This is a genomic window from Salarchaeum japonicum (genome assembly GCF_020614395.1).
GTDB lineage: Archaea > Halobacteriota > Halobacteria > Halobacteriales > Halobacteriaceae > Salarchaeum > Salarchaeum japonicum.
In genome coordinates, this window is record NZ_CP085324.1 from 1,602,682 (window position 1) to 1,626,038 (window position 23,357).

General features: G+C 69.1%; 23 protein-coding genes and 1 tRNA gene. 8 read left to right on the forward strand and 16 right to left on the reverse strand.

Annotation, left to right across the window (positions count from 1 at the left end; genetic code table 11):
* The first annotated feature begins 77 nt into the window (after positions 1–77).
* Positions 78–1,253, forward strand: coding sequence for a M24 family metallopeptidase (locus LI334_RS09010; protein ID WP_227260297.1), 1,176 nt, complete (start codon positions 78–80; stop codon positions 1,251–1,253).
* On the opposite strand, the gene LI334_RS09015 is transcribed toward LI334_RS09010, so the two are convergent.
* Together LI334_RS09015 and LI334_RS09020 are read right to left on the reverse strand one after the other, a co-directional pair.
* Positions 1,250–2,179, reverse strand: coding sequence for a PAS domain-containing protein (locus LI334_RS09015; RefSeq protein WP_227260299.1), 930 nt, complete (start codon positions 2,177–2,179; stop codon positions 1,250–1,252). The two genes, LI334_RS09010 and LI334_RS09015, sit on opposite strands and share 4 nt — an antisense overlap.
* A 44-nt stretch (positions 2,180–2,223) precedes the next feature.
* Positions 2,224–2,799, reverse strand: coding sequence for a HalX domain-containing protein (locus LI334_RS09020; RefSeq protein ID WP_227260301.1), 576 nt, complete (start codon positions 2,797–2,799; stop codon positions 2,224–2,226).
* Positions 2,800–2,879: 80 nt separating this feature from the next.
* On the opposite strand from LI334_RS09020, the gene LI334_RS09025 reads away from it, so the two are divergent.
* From LI334_RS09025 to LI334_RS09040, 4 genes are all read left to right on the forward strand, one after another.
* Entirely contained in the window at positions 2,880–3,602 is a 723-nt protein-coding gene (locus LI334_RS09025) for a prephenate dehydrogenase/arogenate dehydrogenase family protein (protein WP_227260303.1), read from the forward strand.
* The gene (locus LI334_RS09030) at positions 3,589–4,977 is read left to right on the forward strand and encodes a small ribosomal subunit Rsm22 family protein (RefSeq protein WP_227260304.1); all 1,389 of its coding nucleotides are present in this window, start codon (positions 3,589–3,591) and stop codon (positions 4,975–4,977) included. Before LI334_RS09025 ends, LI334_RS09030 begins: the two co-directional genes overlap by 14 nt.
* A 37-nt stretch (positions 4,978–5,014) precedes the next feature.
* Positions 5,015–5,791 (forward strand): 5'/3'-nucleotidase SurE, encoded by a 777-nt coding sequence (gene surE, locus LI334_RS09035; RefSeq protein ID WP_227260306.1) that lies wholly within the window; start codon positions 5,015–5,017, stop codon positions 5,789–5,791.
* A 43-nt stretch (positions 5,792–5,834) separates the two neighbouring features.
* Positions 5,835–5,909, forward strand: a tRNA-Arg gene (locus tag LI334_RS09040).
* 113 nt (positions 5,910–6,022) lie between these two features.
* On the opposite strand, the gene LI334_RS09045 is transcribed toward LI334_RS09040, so the two are convergent.
* The 11 genes from LI334_RS09045 to LI334_RS09095 all read right to left on the reverse strand — a co-directional run bounded on the left by LI334_RS09045 (position 6,023) and on the right by LI334_RS09095 (position 17,441).
* Positions 6,023–6,784, reverse strand: a complete 762-nt coding sequence (locus LI334_RS09045; RefSeq protein WP_227260308.1) for a hypothetical protein — start codon at positions 6,782–6,784, stop codon at positions 6,023–6,025.
* A 42-nt stretch (positions 6,785–6,826) separates the two neighbouring features.
* Positions 6,827–8,467 (reverse strand): cellulase family glycosylhydrolase, encoded by a 1,641-nt coding sequence (locus tag LI334_RS09050; RefSeq protein WP_227260310.1) that lies wholly within the window; start codon positions 8,465–8,467, stop codon positions 6,827–6,829.
* 57 nt (positions 8,468–8,524) lie between these two features.
* Entirely contained in the window at positions 8,525–9,487 is a 963-nt protein-coding gene (locus LI334_RS09055; RefSeq protein ID WP_227260312.1) for an isocitrate/isopropylmalate dehydrogenase family protein, read from the reverse strand.
* Positions 9,480–10,091: a 3-isopropylmalate dehydratase small subunit gene (leuD, locus tag LI334_RS09060; RefSeq protein ID WP_227260314.1), complete on the reverse strand. Its 612-nt coding sequence runs from the start codon at positions 10,089–10,091 to the stop codon at positions 9,480–9,482. Before leuD ends, LI334_RS09055 begins: the two co-directional genes overlap by 8 nt.
* Positions 10,088–11,503: a 3-isopropylmalate dehydratase large subunit gene (leuC, locus tag LI334_RS09065; protein WP_227260315.1), complete on the reverse strand. Its 1,416-nt coding sequence runs from the start codon at positions 11,501–11,503 to the stop codon at positions 10,088–10,090. Before leuC ends, leuD begins: the two co-directional genes overlap by 4 nt.
* On the reverse strand, positions 11,496–11,717 hold the full coding sequence (locus tag LI334_RS09070) for a hypothetical protein (RefSeq protein ID WP_227260317.1): 222 nt from the start codon (positions 11,715–11,717) through the stop codon (positions 11,496–11,498). The genes leuC and LI334_RS09070 overlap by 8 nt, the downstream gene beginning before the upstream one ends.
* A gap of 2 nt (positions 11,718–11,719) precedes the next feature.
* Positions 11,720–12,757, reverse strand: a complete 1,038-nt coding sequence (gene ilvC, locus LI334_RS09075; protein WP_227260319.1) for a ketol-acid reductoisomerase — start codon at positions 12,755–12,757, stop codon at positions 11,720–11,722.
* Positions 12,754–13,365: an acetolactate synthase small subunit gene (ilvN, locus tag LI334_RS09080; RefSeq protein WP_227260321.1), complete on the reverse strand. Its 612-nt coding sequence runs from the start codon at positions 13,363–13,365 to the stop codon at positions 12,754–12,756. The genes ilvC and ilvN overlap by 4 nt, the downstream gene beginning before the upstream one ends.
* Positions 13,362–15,107, reverse strand: a complete 1,746-nt coding sequence (ilvB, locus tag LI334_RS09085; protein ID WP_227260323.1) for a biosynthetic-type acetolactate synthase large subunit — start codon at positions 15,105–15,107, stop codon at positions 13,362–13,364. The genes ilvN and ilvB overlap by 4 nt, the downstream gene beginning before the upstream one ends.
* Before the next feature lie 222 nt (positions 15,108–15,329).
* Positions 15,330–16,586 carry a LeuA family protein gene (locus tag LI334_RS09090; RefSeq protein WP_343750117.1) on the reverse strand — a complete coding sequence of 419 codons (1,257 nt, stop codon included), beginning with the start codon at positions 16,584–16,586 and terminating at the stop codon, positions 15,330–15,332.
* Between the two features lie 216 nt (positions 16,587–16,802).
* Positions 16,803–17,441 carry an alpha/beta hydrolase gene (locus tag LI334_RS09095; RefSeq protein WP_227260327.1) on the reverse strand — a complete coding sequence of 213 codons (639 nt, stop codon included), beginning with the start codon at positions 17,439–17,441 and terminating at the stop codon, positions 16,803–16,805.
* A 120-nt stretch (positions 17,442–17,561) separates the two neighbouring features.
* On the opposite strand from LI334_RS09095, the gene LI334_RS09100 reads away from it, so the two are divergent.
* Positions 17,562–17,900: a winged helix-turn-helix transcriptional regulator gene (locus LI334_RS09100; RefSeq protein WP_227260329.1), complete on the forward strand. Its 339-nt coding sequence runs from the start codon at positions 17,562–17,564 to the stop codon at positions 17,898–17,900.
* Positions 17,901–17,950: 50 nt separating this feature from the next.
* On the forward strand, positions 17,951–20,257 hold the full coding sequence (locus LI334_RS09105) for a GAF domain-containing sensor histidine kinase (RefSeq protein WP_227260331.1): 2,307 nt from the start codon (positions 17,951–17,953) through the stop codon (positions 20,255–20,257).
* Here LI334_RS09105 and LI334_RS09110 read toward each other — a convergent pair.
* Positions 20,226–21,290, reverse strand: coding sequence for a sensor histidine kinase (locus LI334_RS09110; protein ID WP_227260333.1), 1,065 nt, complete (start codon positions 21,288–21,290; stop codon positions 20,226–20,228). The two genes, LI334_RS09105 and LI334_RS09110, sit on opposite strands and share 32 nt — an antisense overlap.
* A 93-nt stretch (positions 21,291–21,383) precedes the next feature.
* Here LI334_RS09110 and LI334_RS09115 point away from each other — a divergent pair, with 93 nt between their 5' ends.
* A complete protein-coding gene (locus LI334_RS09115; RefSeq protein WP_227260335.1) occupies positions 21,384–21,947 on the forward strand; it encodes a response regulator in 564 nt (187 codons plus the stop codon).
* On the opposite strand, the gene LI334_RS09120 is transcribed toward LI334_RS09115, so the two are convergent.
* Both LI334_RS09120 and LI334_RS09125 read right to left on the reverse strand, forming a co-directional pair.
* Positions 21,942–22,700 (reverse strand): DUF2797 domain-containing protein, encoded by a 759-nt coding sequence (locus LI334_RS09120; RefSeq protein ID WP_227260337.1) that lies wholly within the window; start codon positions 22,698–22,700, stop codon positions 21,942–21,944. The two genes, LI334_RS09115 and LI334_RS09120, sit on opposite strands and share 6 nt — an antisense overlap.
* Before the next feature lie 35 nt (positions 22,701–22,735).
* The gene (locus tag LI334_RS09125) at positions 22,736–23,302 is read right to left on the reverse strand and encodes a peroxidase-related enzyme (RefSeq protein WP_227260339.1); all 567 of its coding nucleotides are present in this window, start codon (positions 23,300–23,302) and stop codon (positions 22,736–22,738) included.
* Positions 23,303–23,357: the final 55 nt, after the last annotated feature.

Consider the following 23,357-nt stretch of genomic DNA (forward strand, 5'->3'; position numbering starts at 1 on the left):
GGCGGGGAGTCGGCCGGCCGGCACGTAGGCGTTCCGGAGGCGGTAGGGTTTTACTCGCGCCAGCGGACGCCACGAGTATGGAACCCGATTTCGGCGCGCTCGACGACGCGCTCGACGCGGCGGACGCGGACGGCTACCTGCTCGACGCGGACGCCTCGACCTCCGACCAGCTCTACCTCTCGGGGTTCGACGCGAGCGACCCCTTCGTCAGCCTCTACACGCCCGACGAGACGGTGCTCCTCGTCTCCGGCCTGGAGTTCACGCGGGCGAAACGCGAGTCGCGCGCGGACGCCGTGCGGCGGTACGCGGACTACGACTACCAGGAGAAGCGCGCGAACAACGACACGGCGACGGCGCGCGACCTCCTGTACGCCGAGTTCCTCGACGAGTTCGGGGTCGAGTCCGTGCTGGTGAACGAGCGATTCCCGCTCGCCACCGCGGACGGCCTCCGCGACCACGGCGTCTCCGTGGACGTGGACGACGACGACACCGTCGGGACGATTCGCGCGACGAAGACCGCGGCGGAGGTCGAACACGTGAAGGCCGCGCAGGACGCGAACGAGGCGGCGATGCGGGCCGCGCAGACGCTCATCGAGGCCGCGACCGTGCGCGACGGCGTGCTCCATTACGAGGGCGACCCGCTCACGTCCGAGCGCGTGAAGGAGGAGATCGAGGTGACGCTCCTCCGTCACGGCTGTTCGCTCGACGAGACCATCGTCGCCTGCGGCGAGTCCGCGTCCATCCCGCACGACCGCGGGAGCGGGCCGCTCCGCGCGGACGAGACCATCATCATCGACATCTTCCCGCGGGACAAGGAGACGAAGTACCACGCGGACATGACGCGCACGTTCGTGAAGGGCGACGCGACCGACGAGGCCCGCGAGTTCTACGACATCACGCGGGAGGCGCTGGACGCGGCGTTCGACGCGCTCGAACCCGGCGCGACGGGTGAGGACGTCCACCACGCGGTCTGCGACGTGTACGAGGACGCCGGCTACCCCACGCTCCGGAGCGACCCGAGCACGGAGACGGGCTACATCCACAGCACCGGCCACGGCGTCGGCCTGGACGTCCACGAAGCGCCCTCGGTTTCGACGAACGCGACCGACGAACTCGAACCCGGACACGTCGTCACCATCGAACCCGGCCTCTACGACCCCGATATCGGGGGCGTTCGCCTGGAGGACATCGTGGTCGTCACCGAGGACGGCTACGAGAACTTCACCGACTACCCGCTCGACTTCGAACTCTAGTCCGGGTTCGCGGCGAGCGTGATGGAGTGGTTCACGAGGTCGTCCATCCGGTCGAGCGCCGCCGCCACGTCGTCTATCGCCTCGCGGTCGCCCTCACGCACGTCGTTCAGCGAGGTCTGCGCGCGCTCGATGGAGTCGATGAGGTCGTAGGAGAGGACGTTCGTGAGTTCGAGGAGGTGCGCGCCGTCCTCGGAGTCGCTCTCCGGGTCGATGGCGTGAAAGTGCACGGAGAGTCCGTCCTCGGACGGGAACGCCCGCACCTGGAAGTGTTCGTCCAGCGGGTCGTAGCGCTCCGTGAACGTCACGGCCTCCTGGGTCGCGATGGCGCGGTGGAACTCCGTGTAGAAGGGCGACCCGACCGCTTCCTCGAACTCGTCCCAGATGTTCTCGCCGATGACGTCCTCCGCGCGCACGTCCAGCAAGCCCTCCGCCTCGTCGTTCACGTACGTGAAGTTCCAGTCCCGGTCGACCGCGAAGAACGCGTCCGTGATGCGCTCGTAGACGTTGCGCGCGAGGTCGTTCAGCATCGCCACGTCCCGCTCCGCGAGGTACTGGTCGGCGGCCGACTGACAGGCGTCCGCGAGGTCGGCGTACGCGTCGTCGCCCGACTGCGGGACGTAGTTCGTCACGCCCGCGTCGATGGCGGCGCTCGCCACCGACTCGCTCCCGTTCGCCGTGAACAACACGAACGGCACGGCGGGGTCGACGTCTCGCACGCCCGAGAGCAACGCGATACCGTCGAGCGCGTCCGGGTCGTGTTCGCTCACCACGCAGTCCACGCGCTCCTCGGAGAGAGCGTCGAACACGTCAGACTCGGTGTCCGCGACGCGAACCGAGAGGGTATCGCGGTGGGCTTCGGTGCGGTCGGCGCGCTCCCGAACGCCGCCACCAGCGCCGATGTAGAGCACGCGCGCACTCCCGTCCATACGGATCGACGTAACGGGGTAACGGATAAATAGTCGTTGGCGGACTACTCGCGAACCTCGTCGCTGAGTTCGCGGAACACCGCGACGAAGTCGTCGGTGGTGAGTCGGGAGAGCAGGTCGTCCAGTTCGGCGCGCCGCGCCTGGATGCGATTGACGAGGTCGTGGTAGGCGTCGCTCTCTTCGAGTTCGGCCTCGGACTTCTCGGCTTCGAGCGCGGCGCGCTTCGACGCGAGCGCGAAGAACTCCCGTATCTCGTCGCTGTACACGGCGCGCGTGAGCAACCGTCGAACCACGTCGTGGAGTTCCGTCCGGGAGACCGGTTTGACGACGTACGCGTCGAACCCGAGGCCGATGATGTCGAAGTCGGGTTCGATGCCGGAGACGAGCGCGACTCGGAGACCGGGGTTGGTGTCCTGGAGTGCGGCGAGGAGTTCGTCGCCGTCCATCTCGGGGAGGCGGCGGTCGACGAGCGCCACGTCGACCGTGGCGTCCATGGCGTCCAGCGCCTCCGCGCCGGTGTTCGCGACGCGGACGGCGTAGTCGGCCGACAGCCACGACTCGTAGAGAGCCGCGAGGTCGCGTTCGTCTTCCACGACGAGGACGGTCGGCCGCTCCGTCATACCCGTCAGTACTCCCGCTGGCCCTAAGACTCTTGTTACGAACGAACGCCTTTTGCCGGGTCGTCCGGTACGCTCTGGTGATGGACGTACTCGTGGTCGGCGCGGGCGAGATGGGGCGGTGGTTCGCGCGAACCGTCTCGAACGCCGTCGCGTTCGCTGACGTGGACGAGTCCGCGGCCCGGGACGCCGCGGACGCCCTGGGGGAGCGGGGGAGCGTCGCCAGCCTCGACGGCGAAACCCGGTACGGACTCGTCTGCGTCGCGGTGCCGATGGACGCCGCCGCCGAGGTTATCGAGACGCAGGCGGGGCGCGCCCAGCAGGCCGTCGTGGACGTGACCGGACAGATGACCGGCCCGCTCGCGGCGATGGCGCGCGCCGCGCCCGCTCGGGAGCGCGTGAGCCTCCACCCGCTCTTTGCGGGAGAGAGCGCGCCGGGGAACGTCGCCGTCTCGACGGGTGCTGGCGGCCCCGCGACGGACGGCGTGCTCCGCGAGCTCGAAGACGCCGGGAACACGCTCGTGGAGGTCGAACCCGAGGAGCACGACGACGCGATGCGAACCGTGCAGGGCCGGACGCACGCCGCGATTCTCGCGTTCGCGCTCACGGCGGAGGACGTGCCCGACGGCCTGGAGACGCCCGTCTACGAGGAACTGCGTTCGCTCGCCGACCGCGTGACGAGCGGAACGCCGCGCGTGTACGGCGACATTCAGGACGCGTTCGACGGCGCGGAGGACATCCGGGACGCCGCAGAGCGACTGGCGAACGAGGAGTTCGCGGAGGTGTACGAGGATGCCGGTCGATAGAGAACGGTTGCGGGACACGGCGAAGTACCTCCGGGGCGTTCGGCCGCTCGACCCCGAGGAACTCGCGGACTACGTCGAGGCCGACCACCGCGTCGTCGCGCTCGCGCTCCGGGACGAAGCCGCCGACCTCGGCCTCGTCGAGCGCGAGGACGGCACGTTCGTCCCCGCCGACGACGCGCCCGTCCGCCCGCACTTCGAATCCGTCACGGAGTTCCCGGACGGGTACGCGTTCGCGTTCGAAGACCTCCTGTTCGACGAGTACGGGCGGAACTGGCAGAAGGGCGAGTCGGGGAAGCGCCTGCGGGAGGCGATTCGGCGGTTGAAGGAGAACTACTACCGCCAGCATCCCGTGGAGTACGACTACGAGGCCGCGCTCGGCTACGGCGTCTACCACCTCCCGGACTACTACGCGGCCGTCCAGTACCCGCTCGACTACCTCGCCCGGGACGACCGGATTCCCGGTAGCCTCCGCGTGCTCGACGTGGGCGCGGGCGTCGGCGGCCCCGCGCTCGGCCTCCACGACTTCCTCCCCGACGACGCGCTCGTGGACTACCACGCCATAGAGCCGAGCGACGCCGCAGACGTGCTCGAACCGCTCCTCGACGAGACCGGCCCGAACTTCCACGCCGAAATCACGAGAGAACGCATCGAGGCGTTCGAACCGGCCGGCGAGTACGACCTCGTCATGGCGTGCAGCGTGCTCTCCGAACTCGACGACCCCGTCGCCGTCGGCGAGAAACTCCTCGACGCGCTCGCGCCCGACGGCACGTTCCTCGCGCTCGCGCCCGCCGACCGCAACACCAGCATCGGCCTCCGCGAGACCGAACGCGAACTCGAATCCCGGGGCGCGACCGTCTACGGCCCCACCGTCCGGTTCTGGCCCGGCGAACGACCCACCGACACCGGCTGGAGCTTCGACCACCGACCCGACGTCGAACCGCCGGGATTCCAGCGCCGGCTCGCAGAGAACGCGCCGCGGCCGAGCGAGTTCCTGAACGAGACCGTGAAGTTCTCGTACTCGCTCCTGCGGACGGACGGCGAACGCCGATACGACGTCTCGCTCGACGAATCCCGGGTCGCGAAACTCGCGGACGCCGACGCGCACGTGACGAACCGCGTGAACCTCCTCGTCGCGAAACTCAGCGCGAACCTCGCCGACGAGGACGCGAACCCCGTCTACAAAATCAGCGACGGCAGCGAGACCGAGGACGCGTACGCGGTTCACGTCAAGGAGGACGCGCTGAACGCCGCGCTCTCCCGCGCCCCCTACGGGAGCGTGCTCTCCATCGAGGAAGGCCTCGTCCTCTGGAACGACGACGAAGCCGCCTACAACGTCGTCGTCGACGAGGACACCGTCGTCGACCGCGCGCGCTAACGCCGGGACTTATCCCCCGTCGCGCGAACCACCTACCATGAGCGAGTCGCTCGACATCCTCCTCACGAACGACGACGGCATCGACAACCCCGGACTGCTCGCCGTCCGCGACGCCCTCAGCGAAATCGGGGACGTCACCGTCGTCGCGCCCGCCAGCGACCAGAGCGCCACCGGCCGCGCGATGTCGACTGACGTCCACGTCGAAGAGCGCGACCACGGCTACGCCGTCCAGGGCACGCCCGCCGACTGCGTCGTCGCCGGCATGGAAGCCCTCGGCCCCACCCCCGACCTCGTCGTCGCCGGCTGCAACGCCGGCGCGAACCTCGGCACGTACGTCCTCGGGCGCTCCGGCACCGTCTCCGCCGCCGTCGAAGCCGCCTTCTTCGACGTCCCCGCCATCGCCGTCTCCCGCCTCCTCGAACCCGGCCAAGTCGGCTCCCGCGACCTCACCACCGACGGCTACCAGACCGCCGCCCACGCCACCAAATACCTCGCCGAACACGCCCTCGGCGCGGGCGTCTTCGACCACGCAGACTACCTCAACGTCAACGCACCCATCGCCGGCCAGGAATCCGGCGACATGCGCATCACCCGCCCCAGCGACGCCTACGACATGACCGCCCGCCGCCAGGACGCCACCCACGTCACCATCCACGACCGCATGTGGGACCACATGGAATCCGGTGACATCGACGACCCCGACGGCACCGACCGCCGCGCCGTCCTCGACGGCCACGTCTCCGTCAGCCCCCTCACCGCCCCCCACTCCACCCACCACCACGACGCCCTCGACGCCCTCGCCCAAACCTACTGAGAATCGAAACCGTCAAACACGCAGCGCCGACAACTACACGTGCGGGCGCTTAGCTCAGCTTGGACAGAGCACTTGGCTTCGGACCAAGACGCCGCGGGTTCAAATCCTGCAGCGCCCATTCCGTTTCTCACCGTTTTGAAGACACTCCCACGGTGCCTGAATCATAGCAATCCGTCGGACGAGCTTCGCGAACGCGGGGAGGCGGAGCGTTCGTCACAGGGCGCGCTGGGGTTAGGCGAGGAGGAGGACGACGGTGTACGCGATAGCGCCGAGCGCGAACGCGGAAAAGCGGCTTTCGCGTTCCGCGGGGACTTCTTCCTTGATGACGTTGAGGATGACGCCGCCGGAGAGGAACGCGAAGAGGACGGCGAGCGCCTGGCGGTCGAGCGGCACGACGAAGCCGACGGCGAGGCCGAGGAGGATGGCGGCGGCGAGCACCCAGCGGCCGTAGTCGTGGTAGGTGTCGCCGTGGTGGTTCCTGAGCCCCCAGTCGTTTACGAGGAAGTGGAGCGCCATCGCGACCCCGAAGAGGAGGAGGCTGGTGAGGCCGGGTTCCTCGCGGTGGAGGAGGAGGTAGCCGACGAGGACGTTGTAGAGCGCGAACGCGACGACGTGCATCCAGAACACGCGCTCGCCCTCCTCGCTCTCCTGCGCGGGGTCGAGGGAGTCAGTGGCGTGTCGTTTCGCGGCGCGTTCGACGCCGTAATAGGCGAGGAAGCCGGCGAGCGCGACGAGGTAGACGTGGCGTTCGAGGAAGCCGATGCCGAGCGGTTCGTCCCCGACGTGCCGGGCGGCCCGGCTGATTTCGGGGAGGACGTGCACGAAGACGTACGCGACGGAGACGCCGCCGGAGACGGAGAGCCAGCGGCTCCGCGGCAAGTGGTCGAGCACGCGGAGGCGGCGGCCGAACAGGTGGACGGCCGCGAGCGCGAACGCGATACCGACCGCCGCGAGTTCGACCACGGGCGTGGGTGAGGGAGCGTGCCCGCTCATCGGGCGAGGATAGCGGAAGGCGTCGGGTAAGCGTTCGGGCTGCTACTCCGGAACGGGATGGCCGAGACGCGCACCTATCGCGTTCGAGTACTCGGCGAGCGCGCTCGCGGAGTGCGTGTCCCGCGGGTAGACGCTGTCGCCCGCGTTCCACTCGTCCGGGTCGTCCACCGGGTCAGTGGCGTAATCGAACGGTATCATGAACGTCCAGGTCAGCGCGCCGTCAACGTCGTGCTCGCGGAACTCACCGAATATCTCGCGGTACCGATTCGCGCGTCGCTCGTCCTGTCGCTCCCAGTCGCCGTCGCGACGATCCACGGTATAGTTCTCGTCGCCGGCGGAGAACTCGCCGACGTAGAGCGGTTTCCCGAGTTCCTCGCGGGCGTCCCGCGCGTGGTTCGCGACCCAGGGCTTCCAGCGTTCGACGCCCGCGTCGTTCTCCACGGTGAACCCCATGTGGGACGGATGCATGTGAACCGTCGCGGCGTCGATAGCGTCGTGGCGGTGGTTCGGGAGGAACGCCATCCCCTGGTCGTTCTTCCCCTCCAGACTGTCAGGATTCGAATCCTCGTACATCCCAATCTCGCCCGTCGACACGGGATGCGTGTCGTCGACGGACTTCAAGTAGGCCGCCATCTCCCCGATCCAGTCGTCCATGAGGGCGGTGTCGCCGTCGTTGTCGAGGAGGTCGGGTTCGTTCACGAGCTCCCACAGGAGGATGCCGGGGTCGTCGCGGTACTCGCGGCCCGTGAGCGTGTTCTCGCGGGTGAGAATGCGCTCCACGTACGTCCGGTAGAACCTCCGGCACCGCTCGTCAGTGTAGAAGTCGTCGTGGTCGGACGCGCTAGCGCTGTACCGCACGAAATCCGTGATTCCGGTGTGGCTGTCCGTGTTGCTGAGCAGGGGAAGAACGAGACGGACCCCTGTCTCGTTCGCCCTGTATATCGCGTAATCGAGGCGTTCGAGCACAGTCTCGTTCAGTTCGGGGAGCGTCTCGCGCGCGTCGGAACCGTCCTCAGCGGGTTCCGGGATGAGTTTCGTGTTCTCGCCCGCGCACGACCCGATGTAGCACTTCCCCGCGTACACCCACGTCCGGAGCGCGTTCAGACCGAGCGCGGCCGCCTCCTCGAACACGCGGTCGACGTACCAGCGCGGCGTCCGCGCGAGCATGTCGTTGTTCGCGCCGTTGAACCGGAACCGCTCGCCGTCCACGACGAACTGCGTTCCCTCCACGCCGACGAAGTTCTCGAGGCGCGGAACCGGCTCCGAGACGACGACCTCCCCCGTGACTTCCGCACCGCTCTCGCGCTCGAACACCGAGAGCGCGTACGACTGTGCGTCGAGGTCGCCCGGAACGCTGAACGCCACGCGCTCGGTCTCCCCGGGGTCGAGCGCGACCCGCTTCGACGCCGTGTACGCCTCGAGTTCCAGCACAACCGTCGTCTCCCCCGCCACGTCTCCGCGGTTCCGTACGCCCACGGACACGTCGAACGGGTCACCTGCGGTCACGTCCGCGGGCGTCGAGAGGTCGCTGAGCGCGAACGCGACGGCACCCGCCGTCGTCCCGGTCGTCGACGTTCGTCGGGTCGTGGTCGGGGACTGCTCGCTACAGCCGGCGAGTCCACCGACGCCGGCCACTCCCGCGAGCGCGAGGAGGCGGCGACGCGACAGGCCGTCAGTCGGCATAACGACTGCCCGTACGACGGTATCCGTGAAATAAGTTCGCACACAACAGGGAGGCGGCTAGACGCGGTCGAGAATCGCGTCCGCGACCTCGTCCGTTCCGGCGTCCCCGCCGAGGTCGGGCGTGCGCGGGCCGTCCGCGAGCACGGACTCGACGGCGCTCCGCACCGACGCGGCCGCGTCCCCGTGGTCGAGGAAATCGAGGAGCATCGCGGCGGACAGCACGGTCGCCGCGGGGTTCGCGATTCCCTCGCCCGCGATGTCGGGCGCGCTCCCGTGCACCGGCTCGAACAGGCCGCGCTCGCCGCCGATGTTCGCCGACGGCAGGAGGCCGAGGCCGCCGACGAGGCCGGCGGCGAGGTCGCTCAACACGTCTCCCGCGAGGTTCGGCGTGACGACGACCTCGAACTCGCCCGGGGAGAGACAGAGGTGGGTGGCGAGCGCGTCCATCAACACCGACTCGGTGGGGACGCCGCGCTCGCGCGCGACCGCCTCGACGGTGTCGAGGAACAGGCCGTCGGTTTCGCGCATCACGTTCGCCTTGTGCGCGACGTGGAACCCCTCGGGCGCGTAGTCGCAGGCGTACTCGGCGAGCCGCCGACTCGCGTCCTCCGTCACCACGCGCGTGAGCGTCGCACGGCCGTCCTCGCGGACTTCGTCGCCCGTGTAGACGCCCTCCGTGTTCTCCCGGAGGAAGACGATGTCGAGTTCGGGGCAGAGCGCGTCAACGCCCGGGTACGCGCGGGCGGGCCGGACGTTCACGAACGACCCGACGGCGTCGCGGAGCGGGAGCACCACGTCCGCCGCGGTCTCGCCCGCCGCGCCGAACAGCGTCGCGTCCGCCGACGCCGCCAACGCCCGCGTCTCCGCGGGGAGCGGCGTTCCCGTCTCGGCGGCGACGGCGTCCCCCGCGTCCGCGTGCACGAACTCGAAGTCGCCGACGGCGTCCAGCACGTCCACCGCGACCGGCACGACCTCCGACCCGATGCCGTCCCCGGGGATGACCGCGATCTCCTCAGACATCCGTGTAGGGGAGGCTGCGCGCGGTCTCCTCGACGGCGTCCGCGTTCGACTTCAGGAGCGCCGTCGTGTCCCAGACGCCCTCCACGAGCGCCGTGTGCTGGGCGTCGTCCACCTCGACGTCCACCGTCCGGTCACCGAACGACACCGTCTCGTTCTCGACGTCCACCTCGACGTCCGCGTCGGGGTTCTCGTCGATGAACTCCTGGAGGTCGGTGACGGTGTCGTGGTCGGCGACCACGGTGGGGATGCCGAGCGCGAGGCAGTTCCCCGCGAAGATGTCGGCGAACGACTCGCCGACGATGGCGTCGATACCCCACCGCATCAACGCCTGCGGCGCGTGCTCCCGGCTCGACCCGCAACCGAAGTTCGCGTTCACCGCGAGCACGGACGCGCCCTGGAAGCGCTCCTCGTTGAACGGATGCTCCAGCGGCTCGTCGTCCTCGTCGAATCGCTGGTCGAAGAAGGCGAACTGGCCGAGACCGTCGAACGTCACGACCTTCAGGAAGCGCGCGGGAATTATCTGGTCGGTGTCGATGTCGTCGCCGCGCACGGGAATCCCGGTGCCCGTGACCCGTTTCACGGTGTCGGCGGGACCCTGGCTCATGCGGTCGTCACCTCCCGCATCGTCCGCACGTCCGTGACTTCGCCGGTGACCGCCGCCGCGGCGACCATCTTCGGGTTCATCAGGAGGGTGCGGCCCTCCGTCGAGCCCTGCCGGCCGACGAAGTTCCGGTTCGAGGAGGACGCACACACCTCGTCGCCCTCCAATTGGTCGTCGTTCATCGCGAGACACATCGAACACCCGGGGTCGCGCCACTCGAACCCGGCCTCGCGGAACACCTCGTCCAGGCCCTCGGCCTCCGCCGCGGCCTGCACGCGCTGACTACCGGGGACGACGAGCGCGCGAACGCCCTCCGCGACCTCGCGGCCGCGAACGACCGCGGCCGCCCGCCGCAAGTCACGCAGGCGGGCGTTCGTGCAGGACCCGAGGAACGCCACGTCAACGGGATAGCCCTCCATCGTCTCGCCCGGACTGACGCCGACGTGTTCCTGCGCCTGCCGCGCCGTCTCCGGACTGTGGCAGTCCTCGGGCTCGGGGATGGGCTGGGTGACGCCGACGCCCTGCGCGGGCGTCGTCCCCCACGTCACTATGGGTTCGAGTTCGTTCGCGTCGATGGTGACCACGTCGTCGTACTCGGCGTCGTCGTCCGACCGAATCGACTCCCAGTACGGCTTCAACTCCGCGAACCGCTCCGGGTCGTCCCGGAAGGCGTCAGTCTCGCGCAGCCAGTCGTACGTCTTCTCGTCCGGATTGACGTAGCCGGCGCGCGCGCCGCCCTCGATAGACATGTTGCAGATGCTCATCCGGCCCTCCATCGACAGCGAGTCGATGGCGCTCCCCGCGTACTCGTACACGTAGCCCGTACCGCCGTCCGTGCCGAGCCGACGGATGACCTCCAGAATCACGTCCTTCGCGGAGACGCCGTCCCCGAGTTCTCCCTCGACGCGCACCTGCCGCACCTTCGCCTTCTCCATCGCGACCGTACCCGTCGCGAGCACGTCCCGAATCTGGCTCGTGCCGATGCCGAACGCGAGCGCGCCGAACGCGCCGTGCGTCGCCGTGTGACTGTCGCCACACACCACGGTCATCCCGGGCTGGGTGAGCCCCTGCTCGGGGCCGACAACGTGCACGATACCCTGATTACCCGTCCCCGGGTGACTGAACTCGATACCGGCCTCGCGGACGTTCTCCTCCAGTTCGGACAGCATCTCCTCCGCGGCGTCGTCCGCGTACGGCCGGTCGCGGTTACCGGTGGGAACGATGTGGTCGACCGTCGCGTGCGTCCGCTCCGGGTACGCCACGTCGAGGTCGCGCTCTTCGAGCATCCCGAACGCTTGCGGGCTCGTCACCTCGTGCACGAGATGCAGGCCGACGAACAACTGGTCTTGGCCGGTGGGGAGCGTCGTGACCTTGTGGCGGTCGTAGACCTTATCGTAGAGCGTCCCGCTACTCATCCTCGAACTCGCCGCCGCGCTCGAACACGCGGTTCGGCTCCTCTCGCGTCGCGTGAGTTACGTCCGCCATCGATTCCTGCCGTCGGTCGGCCGTCGCATCACGCCGCCCGCCGTCCGCCGCGACGGTCTCGCCGCGCGCGTACAGCCGTCGCCGGCTGTGCGCGGTGTCGGTGTGCGTGTGCGAGATCTCCTGCATGCTGGGTTCGTCGGTCATTGTTAGTCGTCCGCTGGGGCCTCGGGTGTCTCTCGTTCCTGTTCGTCGTTCCACGCGAACAACTCGCGGAGATCCGCGCCCACGGCCTCGATGTCGTGGGCTTCCTCGGCGGCGACGAGCTGGTCGTAGCTCGGGCGACCCGCCTGGTTCTCCAGAATCCACTCGCGGGCGAACGTGCCGTCCTGCACCTGCCCGAGCACGTCCTCCATGTTCTCCCGGACGTCCTCGTCGATGATTTCGGGGCCGCGGGAGAGTCCGCCGTACTCCGCCGTGTCCGACACGGAGTGCCACATCCCGCCGATGCCGTCCTCGTACATCAGGTCGACGATGAGCTTGAGTTCGTTCAGGCACTCGAAGTACGCCATCTCGGGGCTGTACCCGGCGTCCACGAGCGTCTCGTAGCCCGTCTTCACGAGCTCCGTCACGCCGCCGCAGAGGACGGCTTGCTCGCCGAACAGGTCGGTCTCCGTCTCCTCCTGGAACGTCGTCTCGATGACGCCGGCGCGCGTACACCCGATCGCCTGCGCGTACGCCAGGCCGATGTCGTGGGCGTCCCCCGTCGCGTCCTGGTAGACCGCGAGCAGGCCCGGCGTCCCCTCGTCGTTCTCGTAGTTCCGGCGGACGAGGTGGCCGGGCGACTTCGGCGCGACCATCGTCACGTCCACGTCCTCGCGCGGCTCGATCTGACTGTAGTGGATGTTGAACCCGTGCGCGAACTGGAGCACGTCGCCCGCGTCGAGTTCGTCCTCGATGTCCGCGTAGACCGCGGGCTGCACCGTGTCGGGCACCAGCACGCTCACCACGTCCGCCTGCGCGGCGGCCGCCGTGGGCGTCGCGACGCGGAGGCCGTCCGCTTCCGCGGCGCTCCGCGAACTCGACTCCGGCGTGAGACCGACGACCACGTCCACGCCCGAGTCCGCGAGGTTCTGGGCGTGCGCGTGACCCTGACTGCCGTACCCGATGACGGCTACGGTCTTCTCCTGGATGTGCGATGCGTCGGCGTCTTCGTCGTAGTAGACGGGGTTCTCGAAGTCAGTCATTTGAGTCTGTCTGGGGCGATGGAGGTCTTGGTCTCGCCGCGCGCGAGCGCGGTCTTGCCGGTGCGGGCTATCTCGCGGATGCCGAACTGCCGGAGCGCGTCGAGCGCGTCGTCGATCTCGCGCTCCGACCCGGTGAGTTCGACCGTGACCGTTCGCGGGCCCGCGTCGAGGGTCGTGCCGTCGTACATCTCCGTGATTGCGTGCACGCGCTCCGGCTCGTCCGCGTCCAGCTTCACGAGCACCAGCTCGCGGGAGACGGCGTCCGCGCCGAGTTCGCGCGTGTGGATGACGGGCACGACCTTGTCGAGTTGTTTCTCTATCTGTTCGATGTTCGGGTCGGGTTCCTCGACGACGACGGTGACGCGCGACCACTCGGGGTTCTGCGTCGTGCCGACGGTGAGGGATTCGATGTTGTACTGGCGGCGGCTGAACAGCCCGGAGACCTCGGAGAGGACGCCGGGTTCGTTCTCCACGAGCGCCGTGATTGTGGTGCGCCGGGGCTGCGGTTCCGCCTCGACCGCGGGGTCGATGCGGATGCCCTGGCTGTTCCGCCGGCCCTCGGGCCGCGGGCGTTCGTCGGGCGCGGGCCCCTGCAGTCCGTCACTCACAGGTGGTCACCCCGCAGGGCGAACAGGCCGTTGTCGCCGCCCGACGGAACCATCGGGAACACGTCCTCCTCGGGGTCGATGTGGACGTCCACGACCGACGGCCCGTCGGCGGCGAGCGCGGCCTCGATGGTGTCCTCGACCTCGTCGTAGTCGTCGATGCGGAAGCCGGTCGCGCCGAACGCCTCCGCGAGCACGTCGAACTGGGGAATCCAGTCGTACTCGGAGGCCATCCGGCGGCCGTCGAAGAAGCCGTCCTGCCACTGACGAACCATCCCGATGAACTCGTTGTTCAGGACGAACACCGTGATGTCGAGGTTCTCGCGCGCCGCGACCGTGAGCTCCTGACACGTCATCAGGAAGGAGCCGTCGCCGTCGAAACAGACGACGGACTGGTCGTCGTCGGCCGCGTACCGCGCGCCGATGGCGGCTGGGACGCCGTACCCCATCGTCCCCAATCCGTGACTGGACACCCACGTCCGGGGTTCGGTGAACGTCCAGTACTGCGCCGCCCACATCTGGTGCTGGCCGACGCCCGTGGTGACGAGCGTGTCGTCGTCCGTCGCCGCATCGACCGCCTCGACGACGAACTGCGGCTTGACCGGGCCGTCCTCGTCGATGTCGTAGTCGAGCGGGTAGTCGTTCTTCCACGTCCAGCACGTCGCCACCCACTCCTCGGTGTTCGGCGCGCGCGGGAGCGCGTCAGCGAACTGCCGGACGACCGCCGACGCGTCCCCGACGAGGCCGTGGTCGGCCTGGATGTTCTTCGAGATCTCCGCCGGGTCGATGTCCACGTGGATTATCTCGGCGTCCGGCGCGAACGACTCCACGCCGCCCGTGAGCCGGTCGTCGAACCGCGTGCCGACCGCGAAGATGCAGTCGGACATGGTGAGCGCGAGGTTCGCGTACCCCGTGCCGTGCATTCCCGCCCACGACAGCGAGAGGTCGTGGTCTTCGGGGAACGCGCCGATACCGGGCATCGTCGTCACCACGGGCACGTCGTTCTCGATGGCGAGGTCGCGGATGCGGTCGCTCGCCTCCGCCTTGATGACGCCGCCGCCCGCGAGAATCACGGGCCGCTCGGCGTCCGCGAACGCCCGCGCGGCCGCGTCCACGTCCGCGGGGTCTGCCTCGGTCGCCGGCCGGTACGTGTCCGGCAGGCGCGCCGGCCCGGGTTCGCGGTCGGTGTCCGCGTTCGTCACGTCCTTCGGCAGGTCGACGAGCGTCGGCCCCTGCCGGCCGCGCTCCGCCATCGCGAACGCCTCGCCGACCGTATCCCCCACGTCGTCGGGGTCGGTCGCGAAGTAGTTCTCCTTCGTGATGGGGCGCGTGACGCCCGTCGTGTCCGTCTCCTGGAACGCGTCGCTCCCGACGAACTCGGTCGGCACCTGGCCCGTGAGCGCGAGCACGGGGTCTGAGTCCATCCCCGCGTCCGCGATGCCGGTGACGAGGTTCGTCGCGCCCGGCCCCGAGGTCGCCATGCAGATACCGGGCGTGCCGGTGACGTGGCCGTACGCGTCCGCCGCGTGCGCCGCGCCCTGCTCGTGCGCCATCGTCACGTGCGAGATGGCGGAGTCGTAGAGCGCGTCGTAGACGGGCATGATAGCGCCGCCCTGCACGCCGAACACGGTCTCGACGTTCGCGTTCTCCAGCGCGCGCACGACGGACTCCGCGCCCGACGTGACTGGCTGTGCGCTCTCCGCCTGTGCGTCCGCCTCTCGCTCTATCGTTCGTTCGCTACTCATCGGTCTGGGTGGGTGTGTCGTACATCGGTCGCTGACTGGTCGGGATTCGCGGACGATACGTCGTGGGTGAGAAGCGAGCTAGTGGGCCGGAGCGGCCCGTACGCGAATCGACGCGGCGGCCGCGGCGCTCCCGAACGGCGACCCGAGGGGAGCGCGCGACCGTGTCATACGATACACCCTGACGCGGCCCGAGAGTATAACGGTTGCGTTCGCGCAGGCGGCTCATGCGTCCACCTCCGCGCGGTCGCGCTCCGTCGGAACGTCCGCCTCGTCGGCGAACCGCTCCAGGTCGGACGCGGTGACGCGTCCGTTCTCCGCCGCGTACTCCTTCAATCGTTTCGTCACGGCTACTACCTGGTCGTCGCTCGGCGCGTACCCGGACTCGTGCAGGCGCTCGCGCACGGAGTGCGTGCCCGTGTGCTTGCCGAGGACGAGTTCGCGCTCGCCGCCCACGTCGCTCGGATCCATCACGCCCGTCTCGAACGTCGCGGGGTTCTCGATGACGCCCGCGGCGTGGATGCCGGACTCGTGGCTGAACGCGTTCGCGCCGACCACGGGCTTGTTCGCGGGAATCGGGATGTCGCTCTTCTCCGCGACCAGGTCGGCGAGCTCGCGGATGTACGTCGTGTCGATACCCGTCTCGACGCCGTACGCGCCTTCGAGGGCCATCACGACCTCCTCGTAGGCGGCGTTCCCGGCGCGTTCGCCGATACCGTTCACGGACACCTGCGCCTGCGTCGCGCCCGCCTCGAAGCCGGAGAGCGCGTTCGCGGTCGCCATCCCGAAGTCGTCGTGCGTGTGCACGTCGATGCCGGCGTCCGTGTGTTCGCGAACCGTGGCGACGAGGTCGGCGAACCGCCGCGGCGTCGCGACCCCGCACGTGTCCGGGATGTTTATCCAGTCCACGCCGGCGTCGTCGACCGCTTCGACGACCTCGACGAGGTAGTCCCGGTCTGTTCGCGTGGCGTCCATCGGGGAGAACATCACGTTCGCCCCGGCGTCACGAACCTGTTCGACCGCCGCGACCGAGCGTTCGAGGACTTCCTCGCGCGTCGAGTGCATGGAGTCCTCGATTTGGACGTCGCTGGTGGACGCGAACACGTGCACCAGGCCGACGCCGGCGTCGAGCGCGGCCTCCACGTCGGAGTCCACGACTCGCGCCAGCCCGCAGACGGTGGCGTCCGTGTTGGCCGCGATGTCCCGCACGGCCTCGAACTCCGCGTCGGAGTTCGCGGGGAACCCGGCCTCGATGACGTGGGTTCCCATCTCGTCCAGCAGCGCCGCTATCTCGCGCTTGTCGTCGTAGTCGAACGAAGTCCGCGGTGACTGTTCGCCGTCTCGCAGCGTCGTGTCGAAGATGCGTGCGTCCGAGATCTCGGACTGGTCACTCAATGTGCCCTGGAAGAACTCGACCCCCCTGACGGGTGTCAGAGGACGCACCAGTGTCGTTGGACATGGTAATACACGCCACAGCCGGATTAGTATATAAGGCTGTCCCTCGGACAGATTCTTGCCCGGCCCGTTCGAGGGCGCGAGCGAGGAAACCGCAAGAGGGCGTAGATGCCATAGACATTAATTGTGTATTAATGATTGGGCACTCGTTGAGGAGAGGGGCGGGCGCGCCGGAGAAAAATCCACTAGTAGAAGTTTGGAATTTTCGTATTCGGTGCTCGCGCGCGCTCCAGTTCTTGACGATTACAGGGATTCGACGAGCGACCGGACCGCGTCCAGCTCGTCCGGGATGACCGTGTGCCCCATCCCCTCGTAGAGGCGGGTATCGACCTCGGCGTCCATCGCGGTGAGGATGCGGTCGGTCTCCCGCACGCGCTCCGCGTCGATGTGGGGGTCGCGGTCGCTGCACCCGAGAAAGGCCGGCGTGCCGTCGAGGCTCCCGGGGTAGTCGTCCTCGCTCACGGCGTCACCGATGAGACCGCCGGAGAGCACGGCGAGGCCGCCGTACCGCGTCGGGTTCCGGGCGACGTACTCGGAGGAGAGACACGCGCCCTGACTGAACCCACCAACCAGGGTGCGCTCGCGGTCGATGCCGGCGTCCGCGACGGTCTCGACGACGCTGTCGAGTTTCGCGAGCGCGGAGGAGAGCCACGGCTCGTTGCGCTCCTCGGGCGCGGTGAACGCCTGAGGGTACCACGTGTTGCGCGCGGCCTGCGGCGCGAGGTACGCGACGCCGTCCGTGGGGAGTTCGTTCGCGAAGGAGAGGACGCTCTGCGCGGTCGCGCCGCGGCCGTGCGACAGGACGACCGCCGCGTCGGCCTCGCTCAGGTCGGTGCCCGCCGTGACGACCTGCTGGTCGCCGTGTGGGTCGCTCGTGCTCATCGGTTCAGTCGAGACGCGGTGGGGAGTTCGGTCTGTCGGCTCATAGTTTCGTCGTGTTACCTGATTCGGTGGCGAACCTATTTATGGGCTTCCCGACGTAGGGGTTACCAGATAACAGTCATGTCATCCGAACCGACGCAGGTCGCGGGCGAGGGGCCGTGCTCCGTGGTTGACTCCATCGAACAGATCGGGAGCCAGTGGCGGCTGGTCGTCCTCCACGACCTCCTCGACGGCGAGAAGCGGTTCAACGAACTCAAGCGCTCCACGGACGCGAGTTCCCGCACGCTCTCCCGCGTACTCGACGACCTCCAGGAGCACGGGCTCGTCGACCGACGCCTGGAGGAGGACGCGCCGGTCGCGACGTACTACTCGCTGACGGAGAAGGGCGCGTCGCTGTGCCCCGTGTTCGACGAAATCGAGGCGTGGGCGGACGAGTGGCTGGACGGGCCCCGAACGTAACACCAGTCCGAACTCTTATACCGGACACCTGCATGTTAGATTCGTAACGCATGGCGGTCTCCCGCGTGGTCGCACTCGCGCCCGACCACCACCGGAACGCGCTCGCGGACGCGCTCACAGCCTACGACGCGACGGTCGTGAGCGACGCCGACGCCGCGCTCGACGCGCTCGACCCGAGCGTGCGCGCGGTCGTCTGTCACGCCGCGGCCGCGGACTGGGAGCGCGTCGTCGCGGCCGCGGACGACGCCCGAGGCGTCGCGGCGATCGTCCTCACGGACGGCGACCCGTCGCCGGACGAAGTGGCGGCGGCGAACGCGACGCCCGTCTACGCCGGCGCGGACTGGGACTGGACGCGAACGCTCGCGGACGCGCTCCCGGACGACCCCGGGGACGCCGAGGACTACACGCGGTTCATCGAGGAAGCACCCGTCCCCATCGTCGTCACGGACGCGGACGGAATCGTCCGCCGGGCGAACACCGCGACGGCCGACCTGTTCGGGTACGACGACCCCGCGCGAATCGTGGGGAACCCCGCGACCGCGCCCGTTCACCCGCGAGACCGCGACCGGGCGACCGAGCGCATGCGGCGCGTGCTCGACGACCGCACGTCCGCGCCGACGACCGCGCTCACGTTCCGCGACCGCGACGGCGACCCGCTCCGCGTGCTCGCGGCGACCGCGCCCGCGACGCTCGACGGCGAACCCGCGGCGCGCACGATTCTCCTCCCCGACGAGTCCTACGAGACGCGCCGCGAACTCGCGGAGAGCAGGGAGAAGATAGCGGCGATCCACGAGGTCGCGGTGGAACTGGAGGGCGCGACGACCGTGAGCGAGGTCTGCGAGCGCACCGTGCGGGCGGCGGAGGACATCCTCGACCTCGACCTCTCCGTCATCGACAGCGTGCGCGACGGCCACTTCGAGGTCGAGTACGCCTCCGAGAAACTCCCCGAGGACAACCTCACGCACATGCCGTCCGACGCGGGATTGCTCGGCACCGCGTACCAGGCGGGCGAGACCATCATCACCGACCGGGTCTCGGAGAGCGACGACGCCGACCCCCAGGGACCCTACGAGTCCGCGCTCTCGGTTCCGATGGGCGAATGGGGGGCGTTCCAGGCGGTCGCGCTCGAACCGAACGCGTTCGACGAGTCGGACGAGGAACTCGCGGAAATCCTCGTCTCGCACGCGCACGTCGCCGTGGAGCGCATCGAGCGACAGCAAGACCTCCGGGAGCGCGAGCGCGCGTTCTCCGCGTTGCACGACGCGACCCGGGAGATGGCGAACGCGACCACGGAGCGCGAGGTGCTCGAACGCGCGGTCGCGGCGGCCGTCGAAACCCTGGAGATGCCGCTCGCGGGCGCGCTCCGCCACGACACGGACGCGCGGTGTCTCCGACCGGAAGTGATGACGGACGAGGGCCGAGACCTAGTCGGCGACCATCCGCCGCTCCGGGAGGGCGAGAGCCTCGCGTACGACGTGTTCGCGTCCGGCGAACCCGGCGTGTACAACGACCTGAGCGCGGCGGCGGGGCGCGCGAACCCGGACACGCCGCTGGGGAGCGAACTCATCCTCCCGCTCGGCGACTTCGGCGTGCTCATTTTCGGAAGTCGGGAGCGGAACGCGTTCGACGGCGTGGCCGTGACGACGGGCCGCGTGCTCGCCGCGAACACCACCACCGTCCTCGACCGGGTCGCGCGCGAGGCGGAGGTCGCGGCCGAGCGCGAGCGACTCGACGAGTTCGCGAGCATCGTCGCGCACGACCTCCGCAACCCCCTGAACACCGCGAGCGGCTTCCTCGAACTCGCGCGCGAGACCGGCGAGGACGAACCGCTCGAACGCGTCGCCGAGTCCCTCGAACGCATGGACAGACTCATCGAGGACGTGCTCACGCTCGCCCGACAGGGCACGCTCGCGGGCGACCAGACCGCGGTCGTGCTCGCGGACGCCGCGCGCGAGGCGTGGCAGGTCACGCCCGAGGACGCGGGGACGCTCGTCACGCCCGACGAGTCGGTCGTGGTGTCCGCCGACCGCGAGCGCCTCCTGGAACTGCTCGGGAACCTCTTCGAGAACGCGCGAACGCACGCCGGCCCTGACGCGACCGTGACCGTCGGCGCGCTCCCGGACGACGACGGGTTCTTCGTGGCCGACGACGGCCCCGGCGTCCCGCCGTCGAAACGCGGGCGCGTGTTCGAACACGGATACTCCACGAGCGACGCGGGAACCGGGTTCGGGTTGAGCATCGTGGAGAGCATCGCCGACGCGCACGGCTGGCGGGTCGAGTTGACGGAGAGCGAGTCCGGCGGCGCGCGCTTCGAGTTCCGCGGTGTCACGTCGGCGGCGACGCGCGACGGAGCGTGACGACGATTTCGGTGCGGTCGTCCGTCTCCGTGATGTCCACGCTCCCCCCGCAGTCCTCGACGATGACGCCGACCGCGTAGAGGCCGAGCGCGCTGTCCCCGGCGTCCCCGGGTTCGAACGCGGTCTCGCGCACGCGCTCCGGGAAGCCCGAGCCGTTGTCCACGACCCGCACCTCGACGTCGTCGCCGCGTTCGGTGACGTCGATGCGGACGACCGGGTCGTCGGCGTCGTTGTGCTCTACCGCGTTCTCCACGAGGTGGTCGAAGACCACGCGGAGCGACCCGTTCGACTCCGCGAACGTGTTCGACGGCACGTCCACCTCGACGTTCGCGCCAGCGGCGGAATCACGGTGCGCGCCGGCGATGTCGCGGACGAGCGGCCCGATATCGACGCGGGTCGTGTTCGTGTTCTCGGAGAGCGCGTTCGCGATAGTCTGCACGGTCTCGACGAGGGACGCGACATGGTCGCTCCGCTGGCGGATGGCGCGCACGTGCTCTGCGCCCTCGTCGTCCACGTCGCCTTCGAGGAGTTCGGCTCGCCCCCGGATGATGGTGACGGCGTTCAGGAGGTGGTGGCGGAGCAGGCGGTTCAGGAAGACGAAGTCGTCGCGGCGTTCGTTCGCGAGACGAGCGTTCTCGTCGGCGTCCGCCGCGTGCATGCCGATGAGCACGCCGAGCAGGCATCCGACGTTCATCGCGGTGAGCACGGACACCGCGAACGAAATCCCGGAGTGGGGGGACGTGCCGATGTGGACGTTCGTGACGGCCGCCGTGCCCGCGACGGAGACGCCGACGATGACGCCCCACTCCAGCACGGAGCGGGCGGACGACGCGTCCACGCCGCGCGAGACGACGAGGAGCGCGAGCGTCGGGACGACGAGCACGGCGAGCTTCACGCCGACGATGACGCTCTCCACCGGCGTCTCCGCGGTGGTGAGCGTCCGCTCGACGACGAACCCGGTGGTGACGGCCGCGGCTCCGAACAGGAGGGCGGCGAGTAGCAAGAGGCCGCCGCGGCCGGTCGTAAGACGCACGCCGAGACGTTTCACGCCGCCCGTGATAACGCTTTCCCGGACGTTCGGGTTACGTCAACACAGTTAACCGTGCGCCCGCGAAACGCTACCGGTATGAGCGCTGAGGGCACGCCGGTCGTGCTCGTCGTGGACGACGAGCCGGACATGACGCGGCTCTACGAGGCGTGGCTCTCCGGCGAGTACGAGGTCTGGGTGGCCAACGACGGACACGAAGCCCTGGAACGCATCGACGAGCGCGTCGACCTCGTGTTCCTCGACCGCCGAATGCCGGACTTGCTCGGCCGGGAAGTCCTCGAACAGATACGCGAACGCGGCTACGACTGCCGGGTGGCGATGCTCACCGCCGTCGCGCCCGACGTGGACATCATCCGAATGGGGTTCGACGCCTACCTCACGAAACCGGTCGACCGCGAGGACGTGCTCGCGGCGGCCGACCGCCTGCTCTCGCTCGACCAGTACGACGACGACCTCCAGGAGTTGTACGTGCTCGTGGAGAAACGCAGCAGCCTCGAACGCGCCGTTCCCGACGAGGAACTGGACGAGAACCCCGCGTACGAGGAGCTCGAAGACCGAATCGAGGAACTCGAAGACCGCCTCGACGAGACCGTCCAGGAGTTCGACGAGAACAGTTTCCGCGCGATGTTCCGCGAGCTATAGGTAGCCCGCGAGACTCGACTGTCGGTTCGCGTCCGCTTTCTCCGGGTCGAGTTCGTGGCCGACGAGGTCGCGGAGGTCGATTCCGTACGCCGTGTCGCCGCGTTCGAGCACGAGCACGCGGCCCTGCGTGCCGACGACGGTGCCGCGCGCGGCGGTGGTGGCGACGGGCCGGCTGTCCAGGTCGAACCCGTAGTCGAACGCGAACTCCTCGACGGGGTCGAAGTCGGCGAGCGCCGCCGCCCACGCGTCCGCGTCCACGTCCTCGTGGAGTCCGTCGAGTTTCGCCGGGACGCGCACGCGGTCGGGAATCTCGGTCGCGATGTCCGCCTCGATTTCGCGGGCGATGCGGCCGTTCGGGACCGTCTGGAGGTGCGCCGCACGCTGTGCGCCCTGCTCGCGGAGCCGCGTGTCGAGACGCCACTCGCGGGTGACGCCGACCTTGAACACGTCGGGCGCGAACGCCGCGAGATATATCGCGTGGTCCTCGCGGCAGTCCATCTCCTCCTTCAGGCAGTCGCCCGTACACCGCGCACACACCCACGTCGAACTGTGCAGGGGACAGTACGGCGCGCTCTCGTCGCCGCACGCGTGATGGGTGTCGCCGTCCACCGCCCCCGCGCAGTGGCGCGCCCCGAGGCCGTAGTCCAGACGCTCCCCGGGCGCGAGCGAGACCCGCGACACCGCGCCGTCCTCCGCGACGACCAACGCCGGCCCGTCCTCCCGGACGGCCGTCCGATACCCCACGACTTGCACGCCCGAGAGAACGGGCGCAAGAAGTAAAGCGTCTGCTATCGCCCGAGGTCGTAGAACTCGTCGTTGGGCCGCATGTCCGCGACGGTGGCCATGCGGTTGCTGAGGTTGAAGACGGCGACGACGCTGGTGATGTCCCAGATCTCCTCCCGGCTGAAGCCGGCGTCGCGGAGCGCGTCCACGTCGCTGTCGGTGATTTCGCCGGGGGATTCGGTGAGTTTCACCGCGAAGTCGAGCATCTCGCGGTGGGCGTCCCCGAGGTCGGCGAGGCGATGGTTGGTCGCGAGTTGGTCTGCGAGTTTCGGCGCTTGGTTGTAGATGCGGCAGAGCGCGCCGTGCGCGACGACGCAGTAGAGGCAGTCGTTCACGCCGCTGACGGTGACGACGAGCATCTCGATTTCGCCGCGTTCGAGCGTGGAGTCCTCGACGAGCGCGTCGTGGTAGTCGAAGAAGGGCCGGAAGTGCGAGGGCTTGTACGCGAACGCGGGGAAGACGTTCGGCGTGAATCCGGCGTCCTCGGTTTCGGCGTCGATTCGTTCGCGTACGTCGTCGGGGAGGTCGATCCGATCGGGCACCGGGAACCGACGCATGGCATCATCACCCATACCGGGATGAGTGTGGCGAGCACCAAGTAGGTTCGTGCGGGACGCGAGAACCGGA